A 12,795-nucleotide genomic window follows, 5' to 3' on the forward strand; every position below is an offset into this window, starting at 1 on the left:
TGGGGCGCGTCCGGCCGGAGCCGGGGCGGACCACCGGCTGGCGTGAATTCCGTGAACGGGGCACGGGACTCAGGTCAGCTCCCAGAGAGCGCACAGAGGGCCTGGCTGGGACGGGTCCGTGCGCGGGTGTGCGTCCGCGCGGAAGGGGACGCGTCCTAGTCGGGGGAGACCGTGGGGTCGTCGCTGGGGCCGCCGGGCACCGTGAGCAGGGCGCGGGCGGCGAGCAGGACGGCGTCGGCGGAGGGCACGGTGACGGGCGCCGCGGTGAGGTATCCCGCGACGGCGGGAACGGGGACGCCGCCCCCGGCGGGCGCGGTCGAACCGGCGGTGAGCTGGTGGGCGGAGGAACCGTGGGCCGGGGCCGCGGTGTCCGGGCGCTCGCCCGCGTCCGCGCCGACTGAGGCCACGGCGGCGCGGATCGGGATGACGGAGCCGTGCCCGTAGACGGTGCCGTGCCCGGCCCCGGGAACGGTGTCCTCGCCCTTCGCCCGCTCGCGCGGCCCGGCCGCGGAGTCGTCGCCGTCCCGCTCCGGGGCGGGTTCGTGGACCGAGGGGGCCACGGGGGCCAGGAGCCCCGCGTCGGAGCGGCCGTCGCGGTCGAGCCCGCCGACCAGGCTCCATGCTCCCTCGCCCATCCCGGTGACCGGCCACGCGGCCTCGGGCAGGACGGCGGCGGTCTCGGCCGCGGTGCGCTCGGCCCCGTGTTCGAGGCGCTGGTGCACCGTGCCCAGGGTGGAGGCGACCGGCTCGGCCACCTTGCCTACGCCCTCGGGGACGACCTCGCCGAGGCGTCCGGAGCCCTCCAGCCCGAGGGAGGAGGCGTCCAGGGCCGTCCGGCCGGAGGAGACGCGGTCCCGGAGGCCGTGGTGCGGTGCGGTGCTCTCCGCGGAGGCGTGTTCGGGGTTCCCTGAGGTTCCGGAGAAGCCGTCCGACAGCCGGCCGCCGGTGAGCGGACCCCCGTCGAGCAGGGACCGTGAGCCGCCGACATCAGTGCCGGAGTCGGCGGCGGCCGGGGCCGCGCCGAGCAGCCACAGGCCGACCAGCAGAGCCCCGACGACCAGCGGCAGCAGGAGCAGGGAGGGCGCCTCGGGGCACACGGCCGCGACGGCGCGCGTGGCGCGTGCCGTTCGGCTGGTGCGAGGCATGGAAGGGCCCTCCGGGACGTGCGGCCTGGTCCGGGCCGGAGGCTGCCCCCGACCCGCGACCTGACGTTAGCACAGAGTCACAGAGGGTAGTTTGGGTTTTCCGAAACAGGGAAGACCGGATCACTCCGCGGACTCGGGCCGGGAGGGCCCCTCCGGGAGCGGCTTCCCGGGCTGTCCGAGTTCGCGTCTCCGCTGTTCGTCGGGGGTTCCGGCCTCTTGCCCGGCGTCTTCCCCGGCCTGCTCCCCGACCTGCGTCCCGACCCCTGCCCCGGCCTGCTCCCCGGCCCGGGCGGAGGCGCGTGACCGGGAACGGGCGTCGCGGACCTGGTCGACGACGAACGCGCACAGCGCCAGCCACACCAGCGCGAAGCCCAGCCAGCGGGCGGGCGGCATCTCCTCGCCCTGCACCAGCCAGCCGACGAAGAACATGATGACCGGGGCGATGTACTGGAGGATGCCGATGACGCTCAGGGGTACCTGGCGCGCGGCCACGCCGAACAGCAGCAGCGGCAGGGCGGTCACGAAACCGCTGCCGACCAGCAGGGCGGTGTGGCCCGGGGACACCGAGAACACGGTTCCCGCGCCGGTCGCCTCCAGGTGGACCACGAAGCCCAGCGCGGGCAGGAACATCACCATGGTCTCGACGGTCAGGCTCCGCACGCCGTCCAGGTCCACGTACTTCTTCACCGCGCCGTAGGCGGCGAAGGTGGCGGCCATGAGCAGCGCCAGCCACGGGGTCACGCCGTAGGCGACGGTCATCACGGCCACGGCCAGGACGCCCAGGCCGACCGCCACCCACTGGAGGGCCCGCAGCCGTTCGGAGAACAGCAGCACCCCCAGGCACACCGACATCAGCGGGTTGATGAAGTACGCGAGCGAGGCCTGGAGGGTCTGCTCGGTGGAGACCGCGTAGATGAACCCCCACCAGTTGACGGAGATCAGCACCGCCGCGGCGGCCACCGGCAGCAGGCGGCGGGGGCTGCGCAGCACCGAGGGGAACCAGGACCAGCCCCGGCGGGTGACGAGGATGACGACGCACATCGCGAGCAGGGCCCACACCATGCGGTGGGCGAGGATCTCGCTGGGTTCGGAGGAGGAGAGGAGCGGCCAGTACAGGGCCGCCACGCCCCACAGGAGGAAGGCGGTCGCCCCGAGGACGACACCACGCTTGGATTCCGGCACGTCAGCAATCGTAGGACGAATCGTCCGGGGTGTCCTCATTGCGCGGGCGGGCGAGCGCCGCCACGGAGGCGGGTGAGCACCGCCTCCTTGCCGCGGGCCGGAGGCGCGGAGGCGGGAGGGAGCGCGGAAGGACCGGTGAGGGGGGGGGAACGGGGGCGCGTCCCGCGTCGGCGGGCGCTCCGGCGACGGCCGCCGACCGCGTCCGTCCACAGGTTCGATCGCGTCCGTGCGCCGGACCGGGCCCGTGGATACCCTGGGAAGCATGTTCGGGAGAAAGACGACCATGGTCGATCCAGCACGCGCCCTGCCCGGTCGGGACACCCCGATGGACGTGCCCTTCGGGCACACGGTGCTGGGCACCGGCCTCACCCCGCCCTACCCCGCGGGCAGCCGGATCGCCGATGTGGCGATGGGCTGCTTCTGGGGAGCCGAGCGCATGTTCTGGCGCCTGGGCGCGGAGCGGGGGATCATCACGACCGCGGTGGGCTACGCGGGCGGCTACACGCCCAACCCGACCTACGAGGAGGTCTGCTCGGGTCTGACCGGGCACACCGAGGCGGTGCGGGTGGTGTTCGACCCCGAGCGCATCTCGTACGAGGAGATCCTCAAGGTGTTCTGGGAGGGCCACGACCCGACCCAGGGCATGCGCCAGGGCAACGACGTCGGCACCCAGTACCGGTCGGCGATCCTGTACCACGACGACGCCCAGCGGATCGCGGCCGAGACCAGCCGCGACGCGTTCCAGCCGGTGCTCACCCGCGCGGGATACGGGCCGATCACCACCGAGATCGCGCCGCTGCGGGAGTTCTACTTCGCCGAGGACTACCACCAGCAGTACCTGTCCGACGCCAAGAACCCCAACGGGTACTGCGGGATCGGCGGAACCGGTGCCAGCTGCCCGATCGGTGTGGCGCCCGCGGAGTGAGCGGGGGCCCTCTCCGGCCGGGGCCGCGTCGACCCAGGGGAGCCGTCGGGGACCTCCGGGCAGCCCGCGCGCCTGGTGGAGTGGGGCCCCGGCCGTCCCGGCCCCGCCGACAGCGGGTGCGCGGGACGGCCGGGGACCCGCCCCTACTTCACCGCGCCCGCCGACAGCCCGGACACGAGGTAGCGCTGGACCAGCATGAAGGCCACGACCACTGGCAGGGAGACGGTCACCGACGCGGCCAGCAGCTCGTTCCACAGGGTGTCGGTCTGGCTGGTGTAGAGCTCCAGCCCAATGGAGAGGGTGCGGGTCTCGGTGTCGGTGAGCACCGAGGCGAACAGCACCTCTCCCCAGGCGGTGATGAACGCGAACACCCCCACGGCGAGGATGCCCGGGCGGGCCACGGGGAGGATGACCCGCACCAGGGCGCCGATCCTGCTGGTGCCGTCGATCATCGCCGCCTCCTCCAGGCCCTCGGGGATGGCGCTGAAGTACCCGGCCAGCATCCAGATCGAGAACGGCAGGGCGAAGGTCAGGTAGGTGATGATCAGCCCGGTGTAGGAGCCGGTGAACTCGATGCCGGTGAGGTCCTCCAGCCGCACGAAGATCAGGAAGAGCGGCAGCAGGAACAGGATGCCGGGAAACATCTGCGTCGAGAGCACCGTCATGCTGAACAGCCGCCTGCCGCGGAAGCGCAGCCGTGACAGCGGATAGGCGGCCAGCACCGCCACCACCAGCGCCAGGGCCGTCGCCGTGGTCGTGACGATCAGGCTGTTGGTGAGGTAGCGGGCCAACGGGATCGTCGTCCACATGTCCACGTACGGCTGGAGGGTGACGCGGTCCGGCAGCCAGGTGAACATCCCCCGGACGTTCTCCAGCGGCTTCACCGAGGTCACCACCAGCACGTACAGGGGCAGCACCGTGAACACGGTGAGGAAGGTCAGGACGATCCGCCGGAACCAGCGGAATCCCCGTGTCTCACGCATTGTCCCTCCCCTTGGGCAGTACCAGTCGGACGTAGACCGCCGACGCGATGACCAGCGCGACGAGCAGCAGAACGCTCATCGCGGCGCCCAGGCCGAAGTTCCAGTTGACGAAGGAGTGCTCGTAGATCAGCGGTGAGATCAGCCGCGCGCTCTCGGGTGAGGTGTCGCCGAAGAGCAGGAAGGGGATGTTGAACTCGTTGAACGTCCACAAGGTCATGACGAGCAGGACGACCGCGTTCGCCGGGCGCACCATGGGCAGCGTGATGCCGGTGAACCTCCTCCAGGTCGAGGCGCCGTCGATGGCCGCGGCCTCGTACATGTCCTCGGGGACGCTCTGCAGCGCCGCCAGGAGCATCAGGAACGCGAACGGCCACAGCCGCCACACCGACACGACCACCAGCACCCAGAAGGCGTTCTCTCCGATGAGCCAGAACGGGCGCTCGTCCAGCAGCCCCAGGTCCTCCACGAGCAGCCGGTTGACCATGCCGTCGCGCTGGTTGAACATGAACGCCCAGATGATCGCGGCGACGTAGACCGGCAGGGCGTAGGGCACGAGGAACAGCGTGCGCAGCACGCCGCGTCCCCGGAACTTCGTGTTCAACGCGACCGCGGCGGCCATCCCCAGCACCCACGACACCCCCACCACCAGCACGGTGTAGACAGTGGTGCGGAACAGGCTCTCGAAGAGGGCGCTGCCCAGGGCGTTCCCGGGGTCGAGACCGCGGACGAAGTTCTCCAGGCCGACCAGCGGCGCCGTCGTCCAGCGCCGGATGGTCAGCTGCGTCAGCGAGGTGAACGCGATGTAGATCCCCAGGGCCATGGGGATGATATGGACCAGCAGCTCCAGCACCGCCGCGGGCAGCACCATGCCGTAGGGCAGGAACCACCCCGGGCGGCGCGGACGCCGCCCGCCCGGTTTCTCCGCGGGGCCGGTCCGGGGCGGGGCCTCGACGGTGCCGGGCCCCTGTTCTTCCGTAGTCGACATCTAGCGCCTCCATCAGACGGCCGCCCCGCCGCGGGGGCGGGGCGGCCAGGGACACACTCCCTAGTTCGCGGCGTCCATCTGGGTCTCGGCCGCCTCCATGGCCTGGCGGACGTCGGCTTCGGTGACCTCGCCTCCGGTCGCCACCTGGGCGAAGAGCCCGCCGATCGCCTCGCCGAGCACCGTCTCCATCTGGCCCTCCTCCGGGATCAGCGGCATCGGCGCGGAGTGCTCGGTCAGGATCGTGCGGAAGGTCTCCATGGACTCGCTCCGCAGCTCCTCGCTGTCGTAGGCCTCGGTGGCCACGGGCAGCGTCTGGAACGCCTGGGACAGGTACACCTGCTCCTCCGGGCTGGTCAGGTGCTCGACCAGCTGCAGAGCGCCCTCCTTGTCGTCGGTGTCGTTGAAGACGCTGATGTTGATCCCGGCCGCGTGGCTCTGGATGGGCTCGCCCGGCAGCGGGTCGAGCATCGGCACCTGGGCGACCTCGTAGTCCTCGAAACCGCGGGCGGCCATGCTGGTGCGGGCGCTGCCCTGCACGATGATCATGGCCGCGCGCCCGTCGACGAAGTCGCTGATGCCCTGGGTGCCGTCGCTGAACTCGGCGCTGCTGGGGTCGACGACCTCTTCCACGGCCATCAGGTCCACCCACTGCTTGACCGCGGCGACCTGCTCGTCGGAGGAGAAGGAGGGCCCGTCCCCGCCCCACAGCTGTCCGCCCTGCTGCTGGCCGAGGATGAAGGCCATGTGGGAGTTCTGCCGCTCGTTGCCGCCCTCCAGCACGAAGCCGTACTGGTCGATCTCGCCGTCGTCGTCGGTGTCCCTGGTCAGCTCGTCCGCGGTGTCGACGAACTCGTCCCAGGTCGCGGGCGGTTCCTCGATGCCCGCCTCCTCGAACATGGTGGGGTTGTAGAACAGCGCGTAGGACAGCCCGTAGAGCGGCACCGACGTCGGCGTCTGGCCCTCGGCTCCGCCGGTGGCGAAGCTGGTGCCGACGAAGCGCCCCTCGCCGCCCACCGCCTCCAGGTCCGCGCCCTCGTAGGGCACGAAGGCGCCGGTCTCCTGGAGGCTGGCCGCCCAGGTGTTGCCGATGTTCAGCACGTCGGGGCCGTCGCCGCTGCTGACCGCGGTGAGGATGCGGTTGTACAGCTCGCTCCAGGGAATGACCTCCAGCTCGACCTCCACCCCGGTCTCCTCGGTGAAGCGGTCCAGCACGGGCTGGAGGACCTCCCGGTCCTCCTCCACGCTCGCTCCCTGGTTGCTGGCCCAGTAGGTCAGCGTCTGGTCCCCGGAATCCTCGCCGGAACCGCAGCCGGTCAGCGCGGCGGCCAGTACCAGCGCCGTCGAGGCGGACAGGAGTGCTGTGGGGGGTGTCTTCACGGCCGTCTCCGTTTCTCTGTAGGCCATGTGAGCCCGTCGTCAGCGTCGGCGGTGACGGAGCGGGCGGGTCGGACGCGCCCGTCGGTCCGTGGGCAGGAGCGTCGAGAACCGTGGGCCACGCCTGTCGCTCCGCGTGACCCGATGATCAGGTAAACCGGTTTACCTCGGCAGTGTAGGCGAGATCACAGAAAGGCAGGAGGGGCAGTTGTGGAACCGTTACAAGCAGTGCGCCGGCTGTCCGGACGACTTCCTCCGGCGGAGCTCGCCGACCAGCACGGTCGACAGCGGCGGCTCCTGGCCCTTGAGCATGTCCAGCAGGATGCGGGCCCCGACACTGCCCAGCGCGCGGTGCCTGTTGCGCACGGTCGTCAGCGGCGGCGTGACGAACGAGGCCAGGGGGATGTCGTCGAAACCGGCCACCGCCACGTCGTCGGGGACGGTCAGGCCCGCCTCCCCCAGCACGGAGTAGCCGCCTATGGCCATGAGGTCGCTGCCGTAGAAGACGGCGGTGGGGCGCTCGGCGGCGGGTCTGGCGAGGATGCGCTCCGTGGCCCGGGCCCCGCCCTCGATGGTGTAGCCGCCGTGCTCCTCCACGGGCCCCGGCTCCAGCCCGAACTCGCGCACGGCCTCCTCCCAGTGGCGCCGGCGCTGGTGTGCGTGCAGCATGTGGGGGTCGCCCTGCACGTGGGCGATGCGCTCGTGCCCCGCCTCGACGAAGCAGCGGACCAGGCCGCGGATGGCCTCCCCGGAGTCGTTGGTGACGGTGGGGAAGTCGGAGGAGCCCTCGGGCGCGCCCACCACCACGGCGGGCGCGCCCAGGCGGCGCAGCATCGCGGGACGGCCGTCGTCCGTCCGCAGGTCGGTGACCAGGAAGCCGTCGACGAAGTGGTCGTTGAACAGCCGCTCGTAGGTGGCGGCCTCGGTCCGCTCGTCGGGCACGAAGCGGATGACGGTGGCGTGCTCCTCGCCGGAGAGCACCGACTCGATACCGGACAGGAACGAGGGGAAGAACGCGTCGAAGTCGAGTATCTCGGGGGAGCGGCGCACGATCAGGCCGATGGTGCCCAGCGACTTGCCGTTGAGCGCGCGCGCTGCGTAACTCGGGCTCCAGCCCAGTTCGACCGCCGCCTGGCGGATGCGTTCCCGGGTGCTGGCGCTGGTGCCGGTACCGGTGTTCAACGCCCGGGACACGGCGCCCTTGCTCACGCCCGCCCGGCGGGCGACGTCGCTGATCGTGGGGCGCTTGCGACCCGTGTTCCCGGTTGCCATGGTGAAGATGGTAGTCCGCCGGGCCCCGGGACCCGCGCCGAAAGCGCCTGCTGCCGCGGCCGTCGAGCGTCCCGGTGCCGGGGCGTGTCCCGCGGCGCGGTGCGGCTCCGCGACCGCGCCGAACGTCCCGGTCCGCCCGGCGCACGACATCCCCGGGGAGGAGCACCTCCCGGAAGCCGCCGAAAGCCCCCGTACTAGGGTGTGGCGGTATGGACTGGACCCAGCGGCTCGGATCCGTCAAACGATGGTCCCGTGCCGGGGTCCGCGCCCCCCACAAGCCCCTCCTGCTGCTGTACGCGCTCGCGCACCACCAGCGGCACGGCAACGCGCCCATCGTCTACAGCGAGGCCGAGGCCCGGCTCGCGCGGCTCCTGCGGGAGTTCGGCCCGACGAGATCCACCCACCCCGGCTACCCCTTCCACCACCTGGAGACCGACGGGTTCTGGCGGGTCACCACGGTGGACGGCGAGGGCTCTCCGGGCTCGGGGGTGACCCTGCTGCGGGAGAAGGAGGCGCGGGGCAGGCTGGCCCCCGACCTGGACGCGGCCCTGAGCGACGACCCCGGTCTGGCCGCCCGCATCGGCCGCCGCCTGCTCGATGAGAACTTCGCCCCCTCGCTGCACGAGGGCATCATCGCCCTCACCGGACTCCGCGTGGGCCAGGGGCCGGTCCCCGCGCCGGGGGAGGGCGGCGTCCGCGACCCCCGGTTCCGGGAGACCGTGCTGACCGCCTACGAGCACCGGTGCGCGTTCTGCGGTTACGAGGGGCGACTGGACGGCGTGTCGGTCGGGCTGGAGGCCGCCCACATCCGCTGGTGGTCGTACGACGGCCCCAACGACCTGGACAACGGCCTGTGCCTGTGCCCGACGCACCACCTGCTGTTCGACCGCGGCGTCCTCGGGCTCACCGGCGAACTCACCGTCGCGGTGTCCCCGCACTTCGAGGCGCGCTCCCCCGCGGCCGAGACGGTCGTGCTCTCCCTCGCCGGACGCGACCTCGTCCGCCCGGTTCCGGGCAGTCCCGCCGTCGAACCCGCCCATGTCGCCTGGCACTCCGCGCAGGTCTTCCGCGACGCCGCCTGAGGGCCGCCATCGGCGGATCCCGCCCCCCGCGGACCCCCTCTCCGGGCGCCGCCGGACAGGCTGGAACGTGACCCGGGTCACGCGCGTGTCAGGATCGTGTTAACACCCGCGTCACGTTCGGTCGTATTGTTCGTGCAACGCCCACCTGCGCGTTCGCCCGGCCGGGGCTTCCGCGTCCCCCGCCACGGCGCCTGGAGAACACATGATCACGTACCCCGCGCGCTTTCGACTATCGCTCACCGGCTCCCTGTTCATCGGCTACGTGCTCCTGCTGGCACTGGCCCTGGCCGCCGTGGGCGCGCTGTGGGCCGTCCACATGGACCGGGCCACCGACCGCCACTACGCCGAGCGGGTCCTGAGCCTGGCCCGGTCGGTGGCCGTGATGCCCGAGGTCGTCACGGGCCTCCAGGCCGCCGACCCGGCGGCCGAACTCGCACCCCTGGCCGACCGGATCGACTCCGCCACCAGCACCGAGTTCGTGGTCATCGCCTCCCCGGAGGGGATCCGCTACTCGCACCCCGACGACGAACTCATCGGCCACACCGTGTCCACCCCGCCCGGACCCGCCGCGGAGGGACGGGAGTGGACCGGCGTGCAGGAGGGGACGCGGGGACGCACCGTGCGCGCCAAGGTCCCGGTGTTCTCCGAAGGCGGCTCGGTCAACGGCGGCGACGCGCGCGGCGAGGTGGTCGGCTACGTCTCCCTGGGCATCCTCGCCTCCAGCGCCGCCACCGAGGCCAGGGAGGCGGTCCCCGCCATACTGGGCACGGTGGCCGTGGTGCTGGTCCTGGGCGTGGCCGGTGCGTGGGCCCTCTCCCGCCAGGTCCGCACCAAGACCCACGGGCTCGAACCCGCCGACATCACCTCCCTGCTGGAGAGCCGGGAGGCCCTGCTGTACGCGGTCCGCGAGGGCGTGCTCGCCGTGGACGGCTCGGGCCGCCTCGTCCTGGCCAACCCGCCCGTCCGGGAGATGCTCGGCCTGCCCGAGGACGCCGAGGGCCGGGGCCTGGACGAACTCGGCCTGTCCGAACGCGTCCGCGACATCGTCTCCGGCGACGACCCCGGCGACGACCGCCTCCTCCTGGCGGGGCACCGCATCCTGGTCGCCAACCGGATGCCGGTCCACCTGCGCGGCCAGGACGCGGGTGCGGTCGTCACCTTCCGCGACCGCACCGAGCTGGACCGGCTCACCGGCGAGCTCGACGGCGCGCGCACGGTCACCCGCGGCCTGCGCGCCCAGACCCACGAGTTCGCCAACCGGGTGCACACCATCGCCGGAATGCTCGAACTCGGCGCCCACGAGGAGGCCCGCGCCTACCTCGCCGACCTGTCCGCCACGCACAGCCGCACCAGCGCGGACATCTCCCGGCACGTCGGCGACTCCGCGCTGGCCGCGCTGACCATCGCCAAGTCCGCGCAGGCCTCCGAACTGGGTGTGGAACTGCGGCTGTCCCCCCTCACCAGCGTCCCCGCGCTGGACCGGGAGGTGCGCTCCGACGCGCTGCTCGTCCTCGGCAACCTGGTCGACAACGCGCTCGACGCGGTGGCCTCGACCCCGCACGGCTGGGTGGAGCTGATGGTGCGGCTGCACCGGGCCGAGGGCACCGACCTGCCCCACGACCTGCTGGAGATCCGGGTGACCGACTCCGGGCACGGTGTGGCCGACGACGTTGCGGAGGAGATCTTCCGGCTCGGGTTCACCACCAAGGCGTCCCGGGACGGCGGCACGCGCGGGCTGGGCCTGGCGCTGGTCAAGCAGGTCTGCGAGGGAAGAGGGGGAAGCGTGGAGATGGAGGCGCCCGACGCCGACGAGGGAGCGGTGTTCACCGCCTGCCTGCCCCTGGCGGGGGCCGAGGCGCCGCGGGGGGCGGCCCGATGATCCGCGTGCTGGTCGTGGACGACGACGTGCGGGTGGCGCGCAACCACCAGGAGCTGGTGGAGTCGCTGCCGGGGTTCACCGTGGCGGGGGTGGCGCACACGGCCGCCGCCGCCCTCACCCAGATCCGGGGGCACCAGCCCGACCTGGTGCTGCTCGACCTGCACCTGCCCGACGCCTCGGGGATCTCGGTGATGCGCGCCCTGCGCGCCGCCGCCACCAGCGCCGCGCCCCAGCGGACGGACTTCCTGATGATCACCGCCGTGCGCGACATCGGCCAGGTGCGCTCGGCCATGCACGGCGGGGCGGTCCACTACCTGCTCAAGCCGTTCCCGCTCAGCGTGCTGCGCGACCAGCTGGAGCGCTACGCCGTGGCGCGCCGGAGGATGGACGCCGACGGGGAGGCCACCCAGCAGGAGGTGGACCGGCTGTTCGGGCTGCTGCGCCCGGCCGGGGGCCGGTCGCTGCCCAAGGGGCTGACCGCGACCACGGTGGACCTGGTGGCGGGGGTGCTGCGGGAGGCGGAAGGGGACGTGTCGGCCTCGGAGGTGGCCGAGCGCGCCGGGGTGTCGCGGGTGACCGCGCGGCGCTACCTGGAGCACCTGTGCGCGGTCGGCCGGGCCGAGCTGCGCATGCGCTACGGCTCGACGGGCCGTCCCGAACACCTCTACCGCTGGACGCCCTGAGCCTCCTCGGGTCCGCCGCCGATGCGCCTCTTCCACGGGCCGCTCGCGACGAGCCAGTGCGGCACGAGCTTCACGGGGAAGGGGAGGTCGGTCTCGAAGACGTCGGTGCCGTCGACCTTGCGGACCGGTCGGTATCCGTCGTTCTCCAGGCGGAACTCGATGACGCTCGGCGCCCACCGGCAGGGAGTGACGATCCAGTACGAGGGGATGCCGAAGGCGGCGTACTCACGCAACTTGGCATGGTGGTCGCGGAGCACACTCTCCGCCGTGGTGACCTCGACCGCGAGCAGTGGAGGGTCCGTCGGGTAGTCCTCCAGCTCCTTGTCCGTGGAACGCACCGACACGTCGGGCGCCCGGAAGCACGTACGCCGCGCGTCCATGACGAACGACACCCGGGGGAGGGTCTCGTAGCCCTCGGGCTCGTTCATGGTCAGCTGGAAGCCCAACCGTGTCGCGGCGAAGAGTGCATGGCGGTACCGGCGTAGAAGACCTCCAGCCTGCCGTCGGCCAGTTCGTACCGCCGGCCGTCGTCCGGCAGGGGTTCCAGGTCCTCCACGGTCAGGGGACGGTCGGGCAGTGCCGGGAGGTCGTGTCACGGGTCGTGCATGGCAGCCAGTATTCTGACGCACGCTCGGTCACCGGCGGGTTTCGCGGAGAAAGCCTCGCAAGGGTGTCCGAAAACCGCCCGGACACCTGGTCTCTTACCCCCTGAAATGTCAGTGTCCCGTGTCACACTCGGCCCATGTTGGACCACCTCGGAATCCAGGTCAGCGACCCCGCGGCCAGCGCCGCCTTCTACGACGCCGTCCTCGCCCCGCTGGGCGCCCGCCGCATCCTCGACTACGGCGAGAACGTCGGCTACGGCACGTCCGGACCCGACTTCTGGATCGGGCCCGCGCCCGCGTCCGGCGGGGCGCGCGAGTCGCACATCGCCTTCACCGCGCCCGACCGGGCGGCGGTGGACGCCTTCTTCGCCGCGGCCGTCGAGGCGGGCGCGGAGGTGCTCCACGAGCCGAAGGTCTGGCCGGAGTACCACGAGCACTACTACGGCGCGTTCGTCCGCGACCCGGACGGCAACAACGTCGAGGCCGTCTCGCACGCGCCCGCCTGACCGGTCCGGCCCGGAACACGCCAAGGCGCGGGCGGACGCGAACCGGTTCGCGTCCGCCCGGCCGAGCACGCCGCCGGAAACCCGGGCCACGGGAACGGCGGAGGACCCCACGGGCCTTCCGCCGCCCCGGCCGCCCCATCGGACGCCCCGCGGATCGCCCCGCCCGTCCCCCGG

General features: G+C 72.4%; 12 protein-coding genes. 5 read left to right on the top strand and 7 right to left on the bottom strand.

Annotated features, from left to right (window positions below; genetic code table 11):
• Positions 1-155: 155 nt before the first annotated feature.
• Both AC0VX6_RS02895 and rarD read right to left on the bottom strand, forming a co-directional pair.
• Positions 156-1,145 carry a flagellar associated protein gene (locus tag AC0VX6_RS02895; RefSeq protein ID WP_475467338.1) on the bottom strand — a complete coding sequence of 330 codons (990 nt, stop codon included), beginning with the start codon at positions 1,143-1,145 and terminating at the stop codon, positions 156-158.
• A gap of 120 nt (positions 1,146-1,265) precedes the next feature.
• Positions 1,266-2,327 carry an EamA family transporter RarD gene (gene rarD / locus AC0VX6_RS02900; RefSeq protein ID WP_475467339.1) on the bottom strand — a complete coding sequence of 354 codons (1,062 nt, stop codon included), beginning with the start codon at positions 2,325-2,327 and terminating at the stop codon, positions 1,266-1,268.
• 262 nt (positions 2,328-2,589) lie between these two features.
• On the opposite strand from rarD, the gene msrA reads away from it, so the two are divergent.
• Positions 2,590-3,252, top strand: a complete 663-nt coding sequence (gene msrA, locus AC0VX6_RS02905; protein ID WP_274976102.1) for a peptide-methionine (S)-S-oxide reductase MsrA — start codon at positions 2,590-2,592, stop codon at positions 3,250-3,252.
• A gap of 143 nt (positions 3,253-3,395) precedes the next feature.
• Here the strand turns inward: msrA and AC0VX6_RS02910 are convergent, their stop codons facing one another.
• The 4 genes from AC0VX6_RS02910 to AC0VX6_RS02925 all read right to left on the bottom strand — a co-directional run bounded on the left by AC0VX6_RS02910 (position 3,396) and on the right by AC0VX6_RS02925 (position 7,866).
• Entirely contained in the window at positions 3,396-4,235 is an 840-nt protein-coding gene (locus AC0VX6_RS02910) for a carbohydrate ABC transporter permease (RefSeq protein WP_248773408.1), read from the bottom strand.
• A complete protein-coding gene (locus tag AC0VX6_RS02915; protein WP_274976103.1) occupies positions 4,228-5,220 on the bottom strand; it encodes a carbohydrate ABC transporter permease in 993 nt (330 codons plus the stop codon). Before AC0VX6_RS02915 ends, AC0VX6_RS02910 begins: the two co-directional genes overlap by 8 nt.
• A 60-nt stretch (positions 5,221-5,280) precedes the next feature.
• On the bottom strand, positions 5,281-6,597 hold the full coding sequence (locus AC0VX6_RS02920; protein WP_475467340.1) for an extracellular solute-binding protein: 1,317 nt from the start codon (positions 6,595-6,597) through the stop codon (positions 5,281-5,283).
• Positions 6,598-6,813: 216 nt separating this feature from the next.
• Positions 6,814-7,866 carry a LacI family DNA-binding transcriptional regulator gene (locus tag AC0VX6_RS02925; protein ID WP_274976105.1) on the bottom strand — a complete coding sequence of 351 codons (1,053 nt, stop codon included), beginning with the start codon at positions 7,864-7,866 and terminating at the stop codon, positions 6,814-6,816.
• A gap of 209 nt (positions 7,867-8,075) precedes the next feature.
• Here AC0VX6_RS02925 and AC0VX6_RS02930 point away from each other — a divergent pair, with 209 nt between their 5' ends.
• From AC0VX6_RS02930 to AC0VX6_RS02940, 3 genes are all read left to right on the top strand, one after another.
• Positions 8,076-8,948, top strand: coding sequence for a phosphorothioated DNA-binding restriction endonuclease (locus AC0VX6_RS02930; RefSeq protein ID WP_274976106.1), 873 nt, complete (start codon positions 8,076-8,078; stop codon positions 8,946-8,948).
• 202 nt (positions 8,949-9,150) lie between these two features.
• Positions 9,151-10,827: an ATP-binding protein gene (locus AC0VX6_RS02935; RefSeq protein ID WP_274976107.1), complete on the top strand. Its 1,677-nt coding sequence runs from the start codon at positions 9,151-9,153 to the stop codon at positions 10,825-10,827.
• A complete protein-coding gene (locus AC0VX6_RS02940) occupies positions 10,824-11,510 on the top strand; it encodes a response regulator (RefSeq protein ID WP_274976108.1) in 687 nt (228 codons plus the stop codon). The genes AC0VX6_RS02935 and AC0VX6_RS02940 overlap by 4 nt, the downstream gene beginning before the upstream one ends.
• Here the strand turns inward: AC0VX6_RS02940 and AC0VX6_RS02945 are convergent.
• Positions 11,492-11,938, bottom strand: coding sequence for a Uma2 family endonuclease (locus AC0VX6_RS02945; protein WP_368045813.1), 447 nt, complete (start codon positions 11,936-11,938; stop codon positions 11,492-11,494). The two genes, AC0VX6_RS02940 and AC0VX6_RS02945, sit on opposite strands and share 19 nt — an antisense overlap.
• A gap of 314 nt (positions 11,939-12,252) precedes the next feature.
• Here AC0VX6_RS02945 and AC0VX6_RS02950 point away from each other — a divergent pair, with 314 nt between their 5' ends.
• Entirely contained in the window at positions 12,253-12,621 is a 369-nt protein-coding gene (locus AC0VX6_RS02950) for a VOC family protein (RefSeq protein ID WP_274976109.1), read from the top strand.
• Positions 12,622-12,795: the final 174 nt, after the last annotated feature.

Source organism: Nocardiopsis sp. iso_25 (assembly GCF_056173305.1).

Bases quoted from the DNA above. Each gene is read 5' to 3' on its own strand.
- AC0VX6_RS02950 (WP_274976109.1), top strand. From the start codon at position 12,253: ATGTTGGACCACCTCGGAATCCAGGTCAGCGACCCCGCGGCCAGCGCC.
- AC0VX6_RS02935 (WP_274976107.1), top strand. From the start codon at position 9,151: ATGATCACGTACCCCGCGCGCTTTCGACTATCGCTCACCGGCTCCCTG.
- AC0VX6_RS02945 (WP_368045813.1), bottom strand. From the start codon at position 11,938: ATGAACGAGCCCGAGGGCTACGAGACCCTCCCCCGGGTGTCGTTCGTC.
- msrA (WP_274976102.1), top strand. From the start codon at position 2,590: ATGTTCGGGAGAAAGACGACCATGGTCGATCCAGCACGCGCCCTGCCC.
- AC0VX6_RS02895 (WP_475467338.1), bottom strand. From the start codon at position 1,145: ATGCCTCGCACCAGCCGAACGGCACGCGCCACGCGCGCCGTCGCGGCC.
- AC0VX6_RS02925 (WP_274976105.1), bottom strand. From the start codon at position 7,866: ATGGCAACCGGGAACACGGGTCGCAAGCGCCCCACGATCAGCGACGTC.
- AC0VX6_RS02930 (WP_274976106.1), top strand. From the start codon at position 8,076: ATGGACTGGACCCAGCGGCTCGGATCCGTCAAACGATGGTCCCGTGCC.
- AC0VX6_RS02915 (WP_274976103.1), bottom strand. From the start codon at position 5,220: ATGTCGACTACGGAAGAACAGGGGCCCGGCACCGTCGAGGCCCCGCCC.
- AC0VX6_RS02910 (WP_248773408.1), bottom strand. From the start codon at position 4,235: ATGCGTGAGACACGGGGATTCCGCTGGTTCCGGCGGATCGTCCTGACC.
- AC0VX6_RS02940 (WP_274976108.1), top strand. From the start codon at position 10,824: ATGATCCGCGTGCTGGTCGTGGACGACGACGTGCGGGTGGCGCGCAAC.